Genomic DNA, 18772 nt, shown 5'->3' on the forward strand with positions numbered 1-18772 from the left:
ACTAAAAAAGAAATAATGAAAGGTAGTGATGATTTAGAAGAAATGTGGTCTATCAAAATTTATACAGGAAATTCTCCTTTACAATTAAAACCAAAAAAAAATGATACTACACCTAGTATTACAAGGCATGATGTAACCGATATTTCTGCATCCTTTGTAGCCGATCCATTTATGATCCCAGTAGATAATATATGGCATCTGTTTATGGAAATTTTGAATACAAAAACAGGAAATGGTGAAATAGGTCTGGTTACCAGTGTAGATGGTGTAATTTGGGATTATCAGCAAGTAGTTTTAAAAGAAAATTATCACTTATCATATCCTTTTGTTTTTAAAAACAAAGGAACATATTACATGGTTCCCGAAACATTGGATGCAAATGCTATTCGTTTATATAAAGCCATGAATTTTCCTAATGAATGGGAGTTTCAAACCAACCTTGTAACTGGTCAATATGCCGACCCTACTCTTTTTCAACATAATAACCATTGGTGGATATTTGCATCAGATAAAAAACACAAAAGTAGTACATTAACTCTATTTTATGCCAACAATCTAGAAGGACCATATGTAGAACATCCCAAAAATCCAATTATCGAAAAAAACCAGAGAATTGCCAGACCAGCAGGTCGAATAATCGAATTTGATCATAGAATAATCCGGCTATGTCAGGATTGCTATCCAAAATATGGTTCTGCCGTACGGGCTTTTGAAATTACTGAATTATCTCCAGAAAACTATAATGAACATGAACTGCCGGAAAGCCCTATCTTAAAACAATCTAAAAAAGAAAAGCAATGGAATAGTAGAGGCATGCACCATTTAGATGCCCATAAAACACGAGATAATCAATGGATAGCAAGTGTAGACGGATGTTATAGTAATACTGTTAACTTATAGAATTTATAACGATAAAAAATTCTGCACCCATCTCCATACCAAAAAACAAATATTAGAAATATCTACAATAAAAACATGAAAAAAATAATAGTTTTATCCGGATCAATCAGAGAAGGAAGAAAAAGTCATTATGTAGCGCAATATATTGCAGAGGTACTTAGCCAAAATAAAACCCTAGCGACTACGCTTTTAGATTTAAAAGAATATCCATTACCCATTATGGAAGAGCGGATGGGTCAAGCAAATCAACTACCTGAAGGGTTAAAAACATTTAGTCATATCTTATCACAAGCTCAAGGGATAATTATTGTAAGCCCTGAATATAAAAATGGTATACCAGGGGCGCTTAAAAATTCTTTAGACTATTTAAATCCACAGGTTTTCAAACATATTCCTATAGGAATTGTAACTGTTACTTCAGGAAAATTTGGAGGATTACATTGTCTATCACAATTACGTACCGTTGGATTGGCATTAGGTGGTATTCCTATTCCAGAAAAATTGTGTGTATCTACTGTAAATGAAGTATTTGACATTCTTGGAGCTCTACAAGATGATTCATTCAATAAAAAAACCAGAGAGTTTACAAAGGCTTTTCTATGGTATGTTGAACGACTTTCTAATTAAAATCATTTAACCTTTTGATTCAAACTGTAAGACTTCATATACCGTATTACTCATATCTGGGCATAGATCTTCTTTAATCTTCAAAAAAACTTCCTTATTCTTATTTACGATCTGTTTTAATGTTTCTAGTTCTTTTTCCTGAAAATTCATGAATCCTACAGTAATTATCTGTCCGGGAGAAACCATATTAACAATACCCGAACCTATATTAACAATCCGGTCCACTTTTATTGTTGCAGTTGTAGTATAGGTTTTACCACAAATCGCCTTGTTTTTATTAACGCTTTGCATTATTGATACCAGATGAACCATGTTAGGATCAATAGTATTATTTTGAAGATCCTTAAACTTAGGTCTTTCTACTTTAGGTTTCTGTTGAACCTCTTCATTCTCTTTTTCCTGTGCAATACTATTGGATTTACAAGAAAACAAAAGCCCCATTATTATTATGTATAGTACTTTATTCATACTATGAAATTAAAAAAAGGAGTTGAAAATTTCAACTCCTTTTTGTGTTATAGAATTATCGTTTCAGAAGTTTAAATGTTTTATTAACTCCTCCGGATATGGTTACAAAATAAAATCCTGGTGACATATCGGAAGCATTCCAGATTACATCTGTATTTCCTGTAATATTAGATTGAGAATACACCTTATTACCTGTAATATCGAATATTGCAATATTAGTAGGAATGTTTGCGCTAGATTTTGCTTTTACACCATTAAGACTAAAAGAGAATACTCCAGAAGATGGGTTAGGATATGCAGAGACTCCTTTTTCAATCTCTAAAGTAGCTAAAGGTTCTGCAATGGCAGGACCTGCGACAGCTCCACTATCATTAACGGCTCCATAAATCTGAAACATCTGATCCGCTAGATTACTACCAAAAGCGACCGAAGTTGGTGTCCAATCCGTAGCTCCAACACCAAATAAATTTAAATCATCTTTAAAATGTGATTCTTGACCAATTCCTCCGTTTTGAGAAAACCAAAACCATTGTGTTGCCCCTGGATTAAATGGTAAGTTTACATATACAGATATCCAATAGTTTCCACTATCGAGTACTGTTGCTTCGGGTAACATCAGGTTTAAAGTCGTATCTCCAGGATCAGAGATTGGAGCAATCTGTCCACTATTATACACCTCATTACCAGGAACTCCAGCATTATCCTCATATATCACCACAGTTGCATTCGTTAATTGCGGAGAGTTATTTGCTCCACCAAAGGCTACTATTCTTTCTAATGTCCATGTTTTTCCTGCAGGAACAACAAAATCATCTGCAGATTGTGCCAAACCTCCAAAATCTACAAAGAATTGCGACGGCACTGACGAAAATGCTCCAGTAATTTGCTCATAAATTGCGAACTCTGATACAGATACAGTAAATCCTTCTGCAACTTGCTCTTCTCCAGAAGTAGCAATAAGACCAATAGTAGCTTCACCCAAACTATCTGGTGCAAAAGAAAGGGTAATTGTATTTCCTGTTAATGTAGCTGTTACCAGATCTGGATTAGAATTTGTGAATTCTATATCTATTGGATCCCCATTAGAATGAACGAATAATCCTGTAACATCTACTTCTACATCTTCACTATTTTCTGCAACCTGAAGATCATCTAGCAAATACGCGACACTTAGAGAAGGCTCTGGTAATTCATTAAAGAATGGAAATCTTGCGCTATATAATCCATTACCATGAGCTGCTACCGCAATAAATCCATCTTTACGGGTTTTTACCTCATCAGTAACTGCATTACCAATAGCAAAAGGCTCTTTTATCCAACGTGTTCTATCACCATTTAGCCTATTGGTATAATATAGTCCTGTACTTGTAGCTGCATATACTCTTTGTAATCTTGCGCCAAAGAATCCTTGACTACCTCCAAAAAATGCTGTACTTCTTACCGATGGTCCATTTCCAGAACCATCAGGGTTTTCTTCTAGATTACCACTAATATTTGTCCAGGTATCTCCACCGTTTGTTGTAAGAAATAAACTTATTATTCCATAATTAGAAAAAGTAACAATCACTCTATCAGAATCTGACGGGTCAACATTAATATCGTTTACAAAACCGGTTGGTAACCCTTTCCCTGTTGAAATATCTACAACTTCTTGATTATCCAGATTGGCATTATCCATTCTAAATATATTTCCGGCACTAGAGCCATAGTAAAGTCTGTTTGCTACCGGAAATTTGGAAACATCTAAAGCCGTAATCGTAGTTCCTGCTGGAGTATCAGTATTGGGTAAATCTACCCAGTTAACAGTAGTAAGGGCATTTGAAAAAAGAGGAATTTCATCTAAATTATTATTTCTCCACATTCTATTTCCTGCAGGCAAATACATAATATTGTCATTATTGGCATCCAATATAAAAGGAGCGATAAACGAGAAACCACTTGCCCCTGCAGGAGTAACACTAGCAAATGAAACAAAGTTTCCTGCATCATCATAATTTAGTTTAAAGATTCTTCCTCTTTGAAAAGAAGAATATCTCGAATTACCACCATCTGCAATTGCATTGTATGCTCCGTCTCCTCCCAATTCTTCTGTCCACGAATCTGTAGGATTTGTAGTATTAGTAAACCAAGTCCCATTATCCTGAAAACCGGCAATTAAGTCATCACTGTTGGCATCAGGATCAAAAGATACGTGATAGGGTTGAGTGGTGAGATATCCATTATTTAAAGAAACCCAATCTACTGGTTCTGCTCCTGCATTAGTGGCAGTTATATCCTCGGTAACAAACACTCCTCCATCATTACCAGATAGCACTTTATTAGGATTTGAAGGATAAAAAATAAACGCATGTTGATCAGGATGCTGATCTGTATATACACTAATGTCATTTAGAGGAGAATAACCTGCAATCCAGCTTTCTTGACCAGCAGGAGTTGTAAACCCAGTTGTAGATCTATAAATATTTGTTCCTCCAACAAACATTAGATTAGGGTCTATTGGGCTAACTTTGACCATCATATTATATCCTCCCTGAAGGTTTAGATTTCCTACGGCTCCTCCGATTGTTGTTGGCAAATTAGCACTTAGATCTGTATAAGCTTCTTCTGATGATGCCGATGCATCATATCTATACAGTAGGGCAGGTCCTCCTCCACTCAAATTTTGTGTAAAGAAATATACTATGTTTTCATTACCAGGATCGATTCCCATAACAGTTCTACCATATGCTGCTGGCAAAGATCCAGGTGATATTTCTGTCCAGGTATCTCCATCTGTTGTTGTAAAATATCCATTATTGGGATTTCCTCCAGAATCGATAGTCGCATAAATTTGACCTGTTGAAGTAACTGCTACCTCTGCGGTATTGTCAAATCCACCTGCTAATACTTCTGTAAAAGAATTCCCTCCATCCTGAGATCTATGTACTCCATTAAAAGTACCAACATAAATATCTCCATTAACCGGGTTGATAATAATAGAATTAATTAAGTCAAAAGGAGAAAAAGCACTAACATTGTTATCATTAGTAGCTTCTAAAAGTTTCCAGGTCCTTCCTCCATTGTTAGATTTATACACTCCTGTTCCTTGAAAAAACGCACCTCCTGCTCCTGCAGAATTACCGAAACGTTCTCCTGAGCCATAATACCATGTATTATGTTTACCTGGTCTGGGATCCTGTACAATACATGTAATACTTGGAGACTGTCTTCTAGAAGTTACTTTTTTCCACGACTCTCCGGCATTAGTAGAACGCCACAATCCTCCAGAAACACCTCCTGCAAGAATCACATTCTCATTAGTACGGTCGATAGCCATGGCTCTTGTTCTTCCGCCTACGTTATAGGGGCCTCTATTTTTCCAATAAGAAAAACGACCTGCTTTAGAAGATTTTGCCGCGTTGGTAATTGATTGTTTTGAATCATTTCCTGTCGCAATTTTACTAGAAAATTTAAGCTCTGCATTCCTAATATCTGCAGGAATTTCATTTGTGTTAGGATTTCTAAGTCTTTCGAACTCAAACTGCATTCTTTCCAGTGCATTATCACCACTTTTTAATATTTTAGTAGTGTTATCATGAAGCTTCGACATCTTATAGAGTTGATGAGCTCCTGGTTTTTTGGGTTGTGGGTCTGCTTGTGTTTTTAAGTTTTGCCCATTTACTGAAATAACGGTTCCCATTAAAGAAACCACCCAAACGAAACGTTTGAGATAGAATAAAATTGTTTTCATCGTATAAGCTGATTTGTGAATAATTCCTAAATCTAGCTTAAATTTTTGAGATTTTTTCTTAAAATTAAGGTAAAAAATGAATATCTGCTATTTTCTACACAACAATATCTCAATACCTTCTGTAATCACATGACAAATATCCTCGGTTACATTAACAGGCTCACTGGTAGTTGTAATATACCCTGATTTGCTTACTGTAATTGTATAAGTTCCTTTGCGCTCATGAGCTCCTACAAAAATATTAGTGTCAGGTATGTTTTGAAGAGTTTCCTGATACTCATTATCCGTAGCAATTACTTTTATTCCTTCTACCAAAAACAAACCATCTGTAACATCTTTTACTGTTACCTCTATACCTGGTCTAGAATCAGTCGTACATAAAACAGGATCCTCAAGCTTATCATCATCATTACAAGCACAAAAGGTTATTAATAAAAGTAAAAAAACATTTCTCATCGATACTACTTAGATTTTTATAAAACATTACTTGTCTGTTACAAGATGCATATTAAAAGAGAAGGTTGCATTTTTTAACATTTTTTATAAACTCTTTCCTTAAATGCGCAACACTTTGTCTTTTTATGATGATATGCCCCAGATATCTTAAAACTAAAAAGTATCAAACTTTATTGCGCTTCTGATCTTTATAGTTTTTTTTTTTAGTTTATTACAATGTTAGTTTATTAACTTTCAAAAGCAATTTAGTAGATGTATTAAACAAAAAGCATCTGCTATAACAACAGATGCTTTTTTATTGATTTTATTTAATAGTCTTATCTACACTTACTTACTACAAGTCAAATTTGATACCTTGTGCTAAGGGTAATTCTGTAGTATAATTTATAGTATTGGTTTGGCGACGCATATAAACTTTCCATGCATCTGACCCTGATTCACGACCACCTCCAGTATCTTTTTCTCCACCAAAAGCTCCTCCTATTTCTGCTCCAGAAGTACCAATATTTACATTGGCAATACCGCAATCTGATCCTGCATGAGAAAGAAAACGCTCTGCTTCTCGCAAATTATTGGTCATAATAGCAGAAGACAACCCTTGTGCAACACCATTTTGAACCTCTATTGCATTCTCTACATCACCACTGTATTTTAAAAGATATAAAACTGGTGCAAAAGTTTCATGCTGTACAATCTCAAAGTTGTTGTCAGCCTCAGCTATAGCAGGCTTAACATAACATCCACTCTCATATCCTTCTCCAGAAAGTACTCCTCCTTCTACAATAACCTTTCCTCCTTCTTCGACAACTTTCTGTAATGCATTTTGATACCCTTTTACAGCATCAGTATCGATTAATGGACCCACATGATTATTTTCATCCAGTGGATTACCAATTCTCAATTGGCCATATGCAGCCACAACTGCATCTTTTACTTTGTCATAAATAGAATCATGAATTATCAATCTACGTGTTGAAGTACAACGCTGACCAGCCGTTCCTACAGCTCCAAACACAGCACCTATCACTGTCATTTTTATGTCTGCATCCGGAGTAACAATAATTGCATTGTTTCCCCCTAGCTCCAAAAGAGATTTTCCTAGGCGTTGCCCTACTGTAGAAGCTACGATTTTACCCATTCTAGTAGAACCCGTTGCAGAAATTAAAGGAATTCTTCTATCTGTTGTCATCATCTCCCCTACCTTATAATCCCCATTAATCAAACAAGAAATTCCTTCTGGCAGATTATTATCTTTTAAAACTTTGGCTATAATGTTCTGACAAGCGACTCCACAAAGTGGTGTTTTTTCACTAGGTTTCCAAACACATACATCACCAGAAATCCATGCCAAAGCAGTATTCCATGCCCAAACTGCCACGGGAAAATTAAATGCCGAAATTATACCTACTATTCCTAGAGGATGATACTGCTCATACATTCTATGCCCAGGTCTTTCTGAATGCATTGTTAATCCATGTAGTTGTCTAGACAATCCTACTGCAAAATCACAAATATCAATCATCTCCTGCACTTCTCCCAAACCTTCCTGATATGACTTACCCATTTCATAAGAAACCAATTTTCCTAGAGGTTCTTTTAATGCTCTTAATTCTTCACCAAACTGTCGTACAATCTCTCCTCGTTGTGGAGCAGGCATTACTTTCCAAGTCTTAAATGCATCAGTTGCTGATTGAATAACTTTTTCATAATCTGCAGCTGTTGTTGTTTCCACATTGCCAATTAATTCTCCATCTACAGGTGAATATGAAGAGATTGTTTCTTCAGACGAAAACCAGTTTGACCCAGTTGAAGTCCCTTTATTATTCTCAGAAACACCTAGTTGCTGTAATGCTTCCTTAATCCCGAAATCTACTATTGCTGTTGCCATTTATATGTTACTTTTTGAAAACGTAAAGATACTGTGTTTTACAGATAAATTAAATTTTGATTGATTCTATAGCTAATTTTGAATAATACTATATAAATTAAGCCTCAAAAAAATCAATTCTATAAAAAATAAAAAAGACACAGATCAAATTGATCCTTTCTGTTCAAAAAAAAAAGCTCTTATCTGTTATACTTTTAGTAGTATAAAAGTACGGAATTGATTCTTAAATTATATCACGAATTAACCTTAGGTTTAAAAAGGAGTTTCCTTTTTTAAAATCTATCAACTCTATAGCGAGTATCAAAAAAAGAAATCGCTCAAACAAGATTTCTCTTGTAGAGCGATTCCCAACTAAATAACCAACCAAAAAGTTTATATTGTTAAGTGCTACCTTACTTTTATTTTCTAAGCTTCATAAAATCAGCTTTTTTAATTCTTTTCTTGTCGTTCTGAGTTGGTTTTCCTTTTTCAGAATTTTTAAATTGAATATATCCTCTACCTACAAATTGGTATACTGTTTCTGAAGCAGGATGAAACAATTCTATTTTACTGTCATTAATAACGGATAACTCAAAGAATTCATTGCCCAGATAATCGTAATCAAGTGTTAAAGTTTTCCTATCAAAAGTGTTAATGATATCATTCACTTGATAATACCCTGTATAATCATAAAAAATGTCGTTGATAGGGATTCCTGTTTCGTCTTGCGAACTCTTAAAGTTTTCTCCAGACCCAAAATATGAGAATTTCAAGTAATTTTCATTGTCAAATTCATTCAACACTCCATACTCACTGGTAAATACTTTTTCCCAAGTTTCATATTCCTGAAGAAAATAATGGATGTTTTCATAAAAAACCAGATCATAATCAAAATTACTTCGTTGATATCCAATCAAAAAATAACTCGTATTAGTAACGCCATCGTATACTTCTATCTCATTATCCGAAATTTGACTAATTATAAGTCTATACGTCCCATCGATATCATGATTGATATCCAATTCCATTTGAAAAGTATCATAGAAACCAACATCTAATCCAAAACCGTTTCCATTACTTCCCATTCCTACTAAGTTGTTGTTGGCAAAAAATGTTCCATTCTTAAAAGAAACTGTAAACGCCTTCTGTAAAAACGGAATTTCACCATTACCTTTGGTACGCTCAATGTCTACATACCAAATTTCATACGAGTTTAATAATGTATTTAAACTAATTCTTGGCTCTTCGATATAAACATCTTCTTCGATAACAACCTCTGCTACACAAGAGCTTAATACTATAGAACTTAAAAAAATAATCGAAAGTAATTTTATCGTTTTCATATGCTGTGTGTTTTCAATTTCTTTTAAACAAGAACCAAAACACGTGCCAAACTCATAATCTTATGGTTGCCAGGTTTTTATTTTGAGTTGTATTTTTCCTATTTTTGACGCTACAATCTTGTTTATGGAAAAAAAGCCAAAATTTGCTGTTATAGGTGGTGGTAGTTGGGCAACTGCCATAGTAAAAATGCTTACCGAAAACTTAAATGAAGTCGGATGGTATATGAGAAGTACTTATGCACTGGAGCACCTCAAAAGGCAACAGCATAATCCCAATTATCTAAGCTCTGTAGAGTTTAAGATTAAACAACTAAAACTAACTAATGATATCACAGAAGCAGTCTCTTCTGCTGATTATCTTATTTTTGCAATTCCTTCTGCTTTCTTGTATAGCGAGCTTAAGAAACTAGAAACTTCTTTAGAAGGAAAAGTCATCTTTTCTGCGATAAAAGGGATTGTCCCCGAAACTGGGCTCATTGTAGGAGAACATTTTAATGACGAGTATAATATTCCTTTCAATAATATAGGAGTAATCACGGGACCATGCCATGCCGAAGAAGTAGCACTAGAGCGATTGTCTTACCTGACTATCGCTTCTAATGATGAAGAAAAAGCAAAAGTAATGGCGAGTTACTTAAGCAGTGATTATATCAAATGTAAAATTAGCGATGATATCATAGGCACAGAATATGCGGCTGTTCTCAAAAATATTTATTCTGTAGCTGCAGGAATAGCACATGGACTTGGGTATGGTGATAATTTTCAAAGTGTATTAATGAGTAATGCCATTCGTGAAATGAAGCGTTTTATAAAAAAGGTTCATAAAATGAAACGCAATATTAATGACTCAGCCTATCTTGGAGATTTATTAGTGACAGGATATTCTATTTTTTCTCGTAACCGTATGTTTGGAAACATGATAGGTAAAGGATATACTGTAAAAAGTGCACAGATGGAAATGAATATGGTTGCAGAAGGGTATTACGCTGCAAAAACAGCTTATGAACTTGATGCTACTAAAGCTGCCCGAACACCAATTATTGATGCAGTACATGCCATTTTATATGAAGATAAAAGTCCTAAAAAAGTGTTTAAAAAACTTACCGATAAGCTAGACTAATTATTCTTATCTTCATACCTGTTATTTTTCACTTTAAATCTTATGAAGGAGCTTATTAAAACTTTTTACACAGCCTTAAACAATCAGGATGCAGAGACTATGATATCTTGTTATCATGAAGATGTAATTTTTGAGGATCCTGCATTTGGGAAATTAAAGGGAGAGCGAGCAAAAAGCATGTGGCGCATGTTATGCAAAAACGCTAAGGATTTCAAAGTAGAATTCTCTCAGATTGAAGCAAATGAACATACTGGATCGGCACACTGGGAAGCTTGGTACAGCTTTAGTAAAACAGGAAGATCTGTTCACAACAAGATTGATGCTCAATTTGAATTTAAAAATGGCAAAATTATAAAACATACCGATCATTTTGATATACGCCGATGGGCATCTCAAGCCATCGGATGGAAAGGAGCTTTATTTGGTGGGTTTCCTTTTTTTAAGAAAAAATTTGTTATGCAAACCAATAAAATGCTTGATAAATTTATTGCTTCCTAATTTGATAAACCAACCCATGAATACAATATCTATTACAAAGCCTATTGTCTCAGTAAATTGGTTAGCTGAACATATCGATCATCCTGATCTAATAATTTTGGATGCAACTATCAAAAAAGTAACATCTAATGAAGCTATTCAAAACTTAAACCTAAAAATAAAGGGAGCTCGTTTTTTTGATATCAAAAGTACTTTTTCAGATAAAAATACCGATATTCCGAATATGCTTCCGTCGCCAGAGGATTTTACAGAAGCATCTAGAAAACTAGGTATTAATGCTCGTCATACAATAGTAATTTATGATTCGTTAGGAATCTATTCTGCCCCTAGAGTAAGATGGATGTTTAAAACTATGGGGCATCACAATGTTGCCATACTTGATGGCGGATTTCCTGAATGGTATTCGTCTGGATTACCTTGTGAACCAATAAATGACAGTCAAGAACTATATCCCTATGGAGATTTTAAAGCTACTTATAACCCAACCTTGGTAACTAATTCCAAAAGGGTTCTTACAGAAATAGATAATAAAAACACTTTAATTCTGGATGCTCGCTCCCCTGGAAGATTTACGGCTACCGAGCCAGAGCCAAGAGCAGATCTTAAAGGAGGTCATATCCCTAATTCCGTAAACATACACTATACAACAGTACTGGAAAATGGTAAAATGAAATCCATTAAAGAAATACAAGAAATCCTAAAGAATTTTAATATTGAAGATAAAAAACTGATCTTTACATGCGGATCAGGAATTACCGCCTGTATCATTATGCTTGCTGCCGAGCTAGCGGGATATCATAATGTATCGGTTTATGATGGTTCCTGGAGTGAATGGGGGCTACGAGAAGGGTTACCCATCAAATGCTAACAAATACAAATCAAAATACCTGCTTAATTTTTTTATATGAATCATCTCTTTCGATTAACCTTTTTCCTCATTTTAATATCTACAGCAAGTCATGCTCAAAAAACACCAAAATTTGGTCTTCAGGACTTCTATAAATACAATTCTGAATTAGAGTATACTGTAGATTCTATTTTTAACACTTTAAGCGACAGACAAAAAGTGGCTCAGATGATTATTACTTCTGGAGGAGAGATAGGAAAATCCGAAGCTACAGTAAAAAAATTAGCGATGCAAGATGTTATTGGAGGTGTAGTGTACTTAAAAGGGCATAAACAAAAGCATACACAAGATATCACTGAATTAAACGCTATTTCTAAAGAAAACAAGACAATCCCCCTCCTATTTAGTATGGATGCAGAACCAAGCCTCTTTTCAAAGAGAATAAAAGGAGCCAGAGATGTAGGTAAAACTATTGATATCAAAAATGAGTCACAATCAGATTCGGTAGTAAATATTATTAATCGCGAACTTAGAGACATTGGCGTACATCACAACTACGCTCCCGTATTAGATGTTAGTGCCAATAACGAAGCCATTAAATCCAGAAGCTACGGAAGTAACAAAGAGACTGTGGTTCGTTTGGCAAATCAATTTATAAAATGCACGCAAGAAGGAGGAATCATTGCTACCGCAAAACATTTTCCTGGTCATGGACTGGTAAAAGGTGATACTCATAAGCAAAGTGTATATATAGATGGTTCTTTACAAGAAGTAGATAACTACAAAAAAATTATCGAAGATGGAGTTCTCTCGATTATGATCGCTCATATAACTATAAAAAACAATGATGAGTATGACACCAATGGTATCCCGTCTAGTTGCTCTAAAAAGATTGTTACAGGTTTATTAAAAGAAAAAATGGGTTTTAGAGGTATTATCATATCTGACGCCCTTAATATCATGAAAGCAGTTACCATTTTGGACAACGCTCCGCTTCTAGCCTCCAAAGCAGGTTGCGATTTAATTCTGATGCCTCCTAATGAGGTAAAAACTATTAACTCTATCCTAGCAGCCATGAAAACTGATGCTATTTATAAAAAACAAGTATTGCAATCTGTGAAAAAGATTTTGAGATTAAAAGTTTGTGCTGGAGTTATTAAATCTTAGTAAAAGTTTGTAATTCCAATGTTTGACTTATATGCCGAAACTAATATTAGCTCATTATAGACCTATTACATAGCACCCTAAGAGTCTATTTTTCGTATCTGCATTCTTAAATTCCCTAATCTAAGAATAACAAATAATGTCCTTTCGGTTTTTACAATTTATGAAGTCTTAAACAGAAAACATCTTGTCATCTTATAGCCATAAAATAAATGTATTTTTACACCTAAAAACTGTAGTTTGGATTAAATGACAAAAATGACAATTGATAAAGACAAATTCACTTCGGAACTCAAATACAAATTTAAAAGCTACGCTCCTATTACAGATCAATCTTGGCAACTAATTAAATCAATTATCACATTTCGAACTTTAGAAAAAGACGAAACCCTTTTAAGAAATGGTCAGATAGCCAAAAACGTTTATTTTATATGTAAAGGTGCATTAAGAGCTTACTTTACAGATGATCAAGGAAATATTTATAACAAAAATCTTTTTCTTGAAGGTGACTTAGCTGGATCAACAGTCTCTTATCTTTTACAGTCTCCTTCTAATTTTACACTAGAGGCAATAGAAGAATCTATACTTATCAGTCTTAATTACGAAAAATACAGAGATCTTATAAACTCTAATACAGATTTAAAAGAGTATTATATCGCTTACTTAGAAAATAACTGGGTTATCGCAAAAGAACAACGAGAGATCTCTATAGTAATGGAAAATGCTACCAAAAGATACCTTAAACTTCTTGCGAAACACCCTAATATGGATCAAAGAATACCTCAGCTACATATTGCTTCTCACCTAGGAATTACACCTACTCAGTTAAGTAGAATCAAAAAAGAATTAAAGAAAAACTCCTGAATCAACATATGTAAATGCACAGGCGAACTCTTCGCTATACTTTTGCTATATCAATAAACATTAAAAGAGTATCATGCATTTATTAAACGATTTAAAATGGCGATATGCCACTAAACATTTCGATTCATCAAAAAAGGTTTCTCCAGAGAACCTTTCCAAACTAAAGCAGGCTATACAGCTATCTGTATCTTCATATGGACTACAACCATACAAGGTTTTAATTATAGAGAATAAAGAAATACGAAAACAATTGCAAGCTGCCTCCTGGGGACAAAACCAAATCATCGATGCTTCTCATCTTTTAGTATTTTGTAATTACAACAGCGTAAATAACAAACATGTAGAAGACTACATTAAATTGGCATCGAAGCTGCAAGAGTCAAATATTGATAGCCTTAATAATTATGGTGATTTTATTAAACAAAAAATCTCCGAAATATCCCCGAAAGAGAATTACCACTGGGCATATCGACAAACCTACTTAGCACTAAGTAATCTAATTAATGCATGTGCAGCACTAAAAATAGATGCTTGCCCGATGGAAGGATTCGAAAATGAAAAATACAACGATATTCTTGATCTCTCAAAAGCAAACTTAAACGCCGCAGTCATTGCAACTATAGGATACAGATCTGAAAAAGATAAGGCACAATATCGCCAAAAGGTAAGAAAACCTTTTAATCAGTTATTCGAAGTAATATGAATCAATACGTATTATCTGGTTTAGCAATTATTGGAGGTATGTTTTTAGCAGCCCAAGGCGGGCTAAACTCTAATCTTGGAGTCTTACTAAAAAACCCTTTATTAGCATCTGTAGTCGCTTTTTTCTGTAGTACAGTGTTTGCTCTTATTTTTGTTTTATTTAGCTCCAAAAACTCGCCAAACTGGCTAGAAATAAAGCAAATCCCAGTTTACTTATGGTTTACAGGAGGTTTATTTAGTGTACTGGGAATTAGCCTCTATTACTATACTATTCCAAAATTAGGAATATCTACAATGATCTCTCTTGGGCTATTTGGTCAACTTATATTTTCTGTAATAGCGGGGCACTTTGGGTGGTTAAATTTACCAACAGAACCGATAACAATAAAAAGAACAATAGGGCTAATCACAATGATGGTAGGAATTCTATTAATCAATATAAAATGAAACAAGAAATCAATCTAATACATGCCAATATAGACAACCTAACTTCACTATGGAAAATAGCAGCTACGACTTATCAGTCTTATTACTCTAACTCCAAATTAAGTTATGGTTGGGTCAAAACTTCAGACTGGCCTAATAGATTATGGTTTAATCAAGATATTACTCCAGAAATTATAACCTCTGCCAAAGAAAAACTAGCATCAAGCCCTGTGCCCCTAACTGTACCATATTGGGATATTTATAAAAGTAAATCAAATCAAATTTTAGAAAAAAATGGTTTTAAAACATCATTTGAGCAAATAGGCATGTCTTTAAAACTAAAAAAACCTTTTGATAAGCAATATGACTTGAATATTCAACAGGTTTCTAATCGTAATGAAGCTACTCAATGGTCAGAAATATTTGAACAGTCATTTGGGTATCGTATCCACCCAGATATCCTATTAAAAACAAAATCAAGCATTTTCTATTACTTAGCCTATAATCAAGGACAAGCTGTAGGTACGGCAGTACTACATAAAACCAATGATATTATTGGCGTTCATTCGGTGGGTATACCTCCTCAAATGAGGAGAAAAGGTTTTGCCGCTCAACTAATGAAGTTACTCATAAATCATGCTATTAAAAATGGTAATAGTTACATGACACTACAGGCATCTGATATGGGAAAAAACTTATATTTAAAACTAGGGTTTGAAGAACAGTTTATAATAAAAAATTATGTTTTGCAAGACCAATAGCTCAATCACTATTATCTATCGATAGGCAAACATACTAATATCAAAATTATGTAGTTTTAGACTCACCATTATATATACAAAACATTAATTTTTTTATTGACTTTTGCTATGCGAAATATTCAATTGTTTATAGGGCTACTATTTATTTCTTTTATAGGTACATCTCAAAATACCAATGAAATAATATTAAAAATAAGATCTGAATTTCAACGCATTAACTCACTTAATCAGCTTGAAAAAATAGAATTAGATAATGAAGATTTTATGAATGAGTTATATGGTCATACTACTGATTCTGGTGGTCAACTCATCGGATATTTTGAGAATGGTCAATTGGTAAAGTATACAGAGTGGATAGGGCTTCATCATGGGTACTTTACAACAGAGTATTACTTTAAAAACAACAAACTGTTTTTTGTATACGACCAGGAAAAAATGTTTAAAAGTGTTTATGATGAATCTGGAGAGTGGATGAATTTTGATACCTCATTAGAACCAGAGACCATATTTGAAGGGCGATACTATTTTGATAATACAAAGCTCATAAAAAAGCTTACCAAAGGTAGTCATTTATCTAACAGAGGTTATGAGCTATCAAAAATATTGGAACACAGCAACCTAGCAAGTAAAATCTTAAAATCAACAAAAAAGTAATTTTTTTCCCAAAAACATAGGATTCTCTAAAACAAATAATTTTGTGATTTTGTGATTTCAAAAAACCTATTCTCTTTTCAATTTTTCATCATTTAATCTGATTCTTAGTGCAATGTAAAAATCAAAAGCTAGAACATTTACACCTGTATAATCTTTTAGATTTACTCTTAAAACATAGGAATCTAATATCTCATAATACCATTGCCACAGAACATCTGTTCTGTTATTAAATCCCATTAGTGATAAAATAGCTGTACCGAGCTCAACACTAAAAAAGGAAGTATCAAACCCTATTTCACTCAATTGATTAATAAATTTGGTACCCAACAATTCGTTTCTGATCAAAAACAGGATCAAATCCTGATCTGATGACAATTTAAAGGACGGAAAATTTTGAAGCTCTATCTCTATTTTCATCTGTTGTTATTTTATTTCTTTTAATTTTTAGATAAAATTAGCGTAGTTCCCGGCCTTTGCTAAAACATGCCTTTTGATAAAAAAATGCATGCCAAGTGCTACCTTCATAAAAGAAGCGGGTATAGTATAGAATGATTAGATCAAACTAATAAAATCGTTTAGTAATTAGGATTGTTGGGTAGGATACACAATCCTCTTTTATTTTTCAATGTATTAAGCCCAAAAATGACTTATTTTATATTATTTTTTTAATGTTCTGCGATATTCTGCTTTTTCTTCGGCTACTTTAAGTACTTCTGCAGAGCAACCCAAGTCATAAATATGTTTGGCAAGCTGATCACTTTTATATTCATCGCGTAATTCTTCTACTCTTAGGTCAAAAATCGCTGCCAATTTAGAGAGCTTTCTTTTATCAAAATCACGTTTTCCATTTTCCATTTTACTCAAGTTTGCAAAATCCATTTTCAATAGAGCTGCTAACTCGATCAATGTAAGTCCTTTCTCTTTCCTTAGTAATTTGATATATTCTCCAAAAGTTTCTCTCATCAAATTTGTCAATCTTTGACAAATTTACTCTTTTTTTTAATGCCATCATAATAATCTGTTTCATTTAAAAAAACAGATCCCTAATCATATTAAGAATTTAACGACACACTTTGTCTATTCAAATAATGTAATAGTCTATATGTTGTTTTTATATGACTCATTAATACCTCATCACAATCATTTAATTCTATTGTACTTAAAACACCTAGAACACCTTGTTGATATATTTTTAATTCCTCCTCTTTAGAAAGAGAAACAATTAACTGTTTTTTTTGATCGATCATTTCTAAAAATGTAGATTATATACACAATATTACCTAAAATCGGTATTCTATCAAAATTTCATGTATAAAATTATTCTTTTTATACTCTTTTTTTATATTTATGTACAGATTTACATGATAAATATATAATGACGAAACTTGGAAAATACCTAGATAAAAGATCCATAAATAAAGCTAGTGTTTCTAGAAAAACTGGTATTAATACAAATAGACTAAGCGAACTCTCCAAAAACTCTTCTACAAAACTTAAAGCAGATGAGCTTTATTTGATTGCTTTAGCAATCGAAGTAAACCCATGCGAACTTCTGGAGTACGTATGTGGGGATCTACAATTAAAAAAACAACATACTTAAAACTCACCACTAGTAACCCACTTACCAAGGCTCTTCTTTTTTTCACTATTGGATAAAAGTAACAAAAATAAGTCAACAATACACATTATAATAAACATATTTTTATATGTAATATAAAATATAGACATGTCTCAAATTTGTTTTTTCTCATTAGATTAAGAAAGATGGCATCAAAAAAAGAAGAATCAAAAAAGCAACCACTAGATCCAATGATCCAAAAGATTGCAGACAAATTAAAGCAACTGCGTATTGATTCTGGTCATACAAGCTATGAAACCTTTGCCTGGGAACACGGTATTGGTCGTATGCAATACTGGAAAATGGAAAAAGGGTCAAATTTTACTATGAAAAGTCTATTACGGATTCTTCGCGCTCACAAAATAAGCTTGGCTGATTTCTTCAAAGATTTTGAAAGTTATAATTAGTGAAACAAAAGAATATCTTCTAATTTACAATCGAGCACCTCAAGATATACTATTAAACTTTAGTCTTCTTAAGACCTATGATTGTCCAAAATTAACAAACACACCACTTAGCACTACTACTACTTTTGTTGTATAAACAAAATGTATGAGTAATCTTACTTTTCAAAAACACTGGTATTTAGGGATTTTAGGATTTATTGGATTCTATACTATTCAGGATGTAATTAATTTTATCGAGGGTCAAGGCTCTCTTTGGGGGGCATTAAGTTTATTCTGGTTTCTCTGGTTTCAATATTTCATACCACAAAAAAGACAATAAA

General features: G+C 33.4%; 22 protein-coding genes. 14 read left to right on the forward strand and 8 right to left on the reverse strand.

All coding sequences use genetic code 11. The features are described 5' to 3' along the window. Positions 1-15: 15 nt before the first annotated feature. Together C1X07_RS05440 and C1X07_RS05445 are read left to right on the forward strand one after the other, a co-directional pair. Positions 16-900: a glucosamine inositolphosphorylceramide transferase family protein gene (locus C1X07_RS05440; RefSeq protein ID WP_103068976.1), complete on the forward strand. Its 885-nt coding sequence runs from the start codon at positions 16-18 to the stop codon at positions 898-900. Between the two features lie 75 nt (positions 901-975). Then, positions 976-1527 carry an NADPH-dependent FMN reductase gene (locus C1X07_RS05445; RefSeq protein ID WP_103068977.1) on the forward strand — a complete coding sequence of 184 codons (552 nt, stop codon included), beginning with the start codon at positions 976-978 and terminating at the stop codon, positions 1525-1527. 6 nt (positions 1528-1533) lie between these two features. Here C1X07_RS05445 and C1X07_RS05450 read toward each other — a convergent pair whose 3' ends face one another. The 5 genes from C1X07_RS05450 to C1X07_RS05470 all read right to left on the reverse strand — a co-directional run bounded on the left by C1X07_RS05450 (position 1534) and on the right by C1X07_RS05470 (position 9391). Further along, the gene (locus tag C1X07_RS05450; protein WP_103068978.1) at positions 1534-1995 is read right to left on the reverse strand and encodes a hypothetical protein; all 462 of its coding nucleotides are present in this window, start codon (positions 1993-1995) and stop codon (positions 1534-1536) included. A gap of 55 nt (positions 1996-2050) precedes the next feature. Beyond that, entirely contained in the window at positions 2051-5725 is a 3675-nt protein-coding gene (locus C1X07_RS05455) for a T9SS type A sorting domain-containing protein (RefSeq protein ID WP_103068979.1), read from the reverse strand. A gap of 87 nt (positions 5726-5812) precedes the next feature. Continuing rightward, a complete protein-coding gene (locus tag C1X07_RS05460) occupies positions 5813-6181 on the reverse strand; it encodes a hypothetical protein (RefSeq protein WP_103068980.1) in 369 nt (122 codons plus the stop codon). A 334-nt stretch (positions 6182-6515) separates the two neighbouring features. After that, a complete protein-coding gene (gene amaB / locus C1X07_RS05465; protein ID WP_103068981.1) occupies positions 6516-8069 on the reverse strand; it encodes an L-piperidine-6-carboxylate dehydrogenase in 1554 nt (517 codons plus the stop codon). A gap of 398 nt (positions 8070-8467) precedes the next feature. Beyond that, positions 8468-9391: a nicotinic acid mononucleotide adenyltransferase gene (locus tag C1X07_RS05470; protein ID WP_103068982.1), complete on the reverse strand. Its 924-nt coding sequence runs from the start codon at positions 9389-9391 to the stop codon at positions 8468-8470. A gap of 124 nt (positions 9392-9515) precedes the next feature. Here C1X07_RS05470 and C1X07_RS05475 point away from each other — a divergent pair, with 124 nt between their 5' ends. From C1X07_RS05475 to C1X07_RS05515, 9 genes are all read left to right on the forward strand, one after another. Next, positions 9516-10511: an NAD(P)H-dependent glycerol-3-phosphate dehydrogenase gene (locus tag C1X07_RS05475; RefSeq protein ID WP_103068983.1), complete on the forward strand. Its 996-nt coding sequence runs from the start codon at positions 9516-9518 to the stop codon at positions 10509-10511. Between the two features lie 42 nt (positions 10512-10553). Then, complete coding sequence (locus tag C1X07_RS05480) at positions 10554-11009, forward strand: nuclear transport factor 2 family protein (protein ID WP_103068984.1); 456 nt, start codon at positions 10554-10556, stop codon at positions 11007-11009. Positions 11010-11025: 16 nt separating this feature from the next. Continuing rightward, complete coding sequence (locus C1X07_RS05485; protein ID WP_241507197.1) at positions 11026-11877, forward strand: sulfurtransferase; 852 nt, start codon at positions 11026-11028, stop codon at positions 11875-11877. A 36-nt stretch (positions 11878-11913) separates the two neighbouring features. Then, positions 11914-13023, forward strand: a complete 1110-nt coding sequence (locus C1X07_RS05490) for a glycoside hydrolase family 3 N-terminal domain-containing protein (protein ID WP_103068985.1) — start codon at positions 11914-11916, stop codon at positions 13021-13023. A gap of 255 nt (positions 13024-13278) precedes the next feature. After that, positions 13279-13884 carry a Crp/Fnr family transcriptional regulator gene (locus C1X07_RS05495; protein WP_103069599.1) on the forward strand — a complete coding sequence of 202 codons (606 nt, stop codon included), beginning with the start codon at positions 13279-13281 and terminating at the stop codon, positions 13882-13884. Between the two features lie 73 nt (positions 13885-13957). Beyond that, positions 13958-14587 (forward strand): NAD(P)H-dependent oxidoreductase, encoded by a 630-nt coding sequence (locus tag C1X07_RS05500; RefSeq protein WP_103068986.1) that lies wholly within the window; start codon positions 13958-13960, stop codon positions 14585-14587. Further along, positions 14584-15033, forward strand: coding sequence for a DMT family transporter (locus C1X07_RS05505; protein ID WP_103068987.1), 450 nt, complete (start codon positions 14584-14586; stop codon positions 15031-15033). The genes C1X07_RS05500 and C1X07_RS05505 overlap by 4 nt, the downstream gene beginning before the upstream one ends. Further along, a complete protein-coding gene (locus C1X07_RS05510; RefSeq protein WP_103068988.1) occupies positions 15030-15773 on the forward strand; it encodes a GNAT family N-acetyltransferase in 744 nt (247 codons plus the stop codon). Before C1X07_RS05505 ends, C1X07_RS05510 begins: the two co-directional genes overlap by 4 nt. A gap of 108 nt (positions 15774-15881) precedes the next feature. Further along, positions 15882-16427, forward strand: coding sequence for a hypothetical protein (locus C1X07_RS05515; protein ID WP_103068989.1), 546 nt, complete (start codon positions 15882-15884; stop codon positions 16425-16427). Positions 16428-16493: 66 nt separating this feature from the next. Here the strand turns inward: C1X07_RS05515 and C1X07_RS05520 are convergent, their stop codons facing one another. The 3 genes from C1X07_RS05520 to C1X07_RS05530 all read right to left on the reverse strand — a co-directional run bounded on the left by C1X07_RS05520 (position 16494) and on the right by C1X07_RS05530 (position 17674). Then, positions 16494-16844, reverse strand: coding sequence for a hypothetical protein (locus C1X07_RS05520; protein WP_103068990.1), 351 nt, complete (start codon positions 16842-16844; stop codon positions 16494-16496). 240 nt (positions 16845-17084) lie between these two features. After that, positions 17085-17390, reverse strand: coding sequence for a helix-turn-helix domain-containing protein (locus C1X07_RS05525; RefSeq protein ID WP_103068991.1), 306 nt, complete (start codon positions 17388-17390; stop codon positions 17085-17087). 89 nt (positions 17391-17479) lie between these two features. Beyond that, on the reverse strand, positions 17480-17674 hold the full coding sequence (locus tag C1X07_RS05530; RefSeq protein WP_103068992.1) for a hypothetical protein: 195 nt from the start codon (positions 17672-17674) through the stop codon (positions 17480-17482). 128 nt (positions 17675-17802) lie between these two features. On the opposite strand from C1X07_RS05530, the gene C1X07_RS05535 reads away from it, so the two are divergent. The 3 genes from C1X07_RS05535 to C1X07_RS24960 all read left to right on the forward strand — a co-directional run bounded on the left by C1X07_RS05535 (position 17803) and on the right by C1X07_RS24960 (position 18771). Beyond that, entirely contained in the window at positions 17803-18027 is a 225-nt protein-coding gene (locus C1X07_RS05535; protein ID WP_103068993.1) for a helix-turn-helix domain-containing protein, read from the forward strand. 164 nt (positions 18028-18191) lie between these two features. Continuing rightward, positions 18192-18452, forward strand: coding sequence for a hypothetical protein (locus tag C1X07_RS05540; protein ID WP_103068994.1), 261 nt, complete (start codon positions 18192-18194; stop codon positions 18450-18452). 145 nt (positions 18453-18597) lie between these two features. Further along, entirely contained in the window at positions 18598-18771 is a 174-nt protein-coding gene (locus C1X07_RS24960) for a hypothetical protein (RefSeq protein ID WP_164914101.1), read from the forward strand. Position 18772: the final 1 nt, after the last annotated feature.

It is taken from the genome of Aquimarina sediminis, from assembly GCF_002895435.1.
In the GTDB taxonomy this organism is placed as follows: Bacteria; Bacteroidota; Bacteroidia; order Flavobacteriales; family Flavobacteriaceae; genus Aquimarina; species Aquimarina sediminis.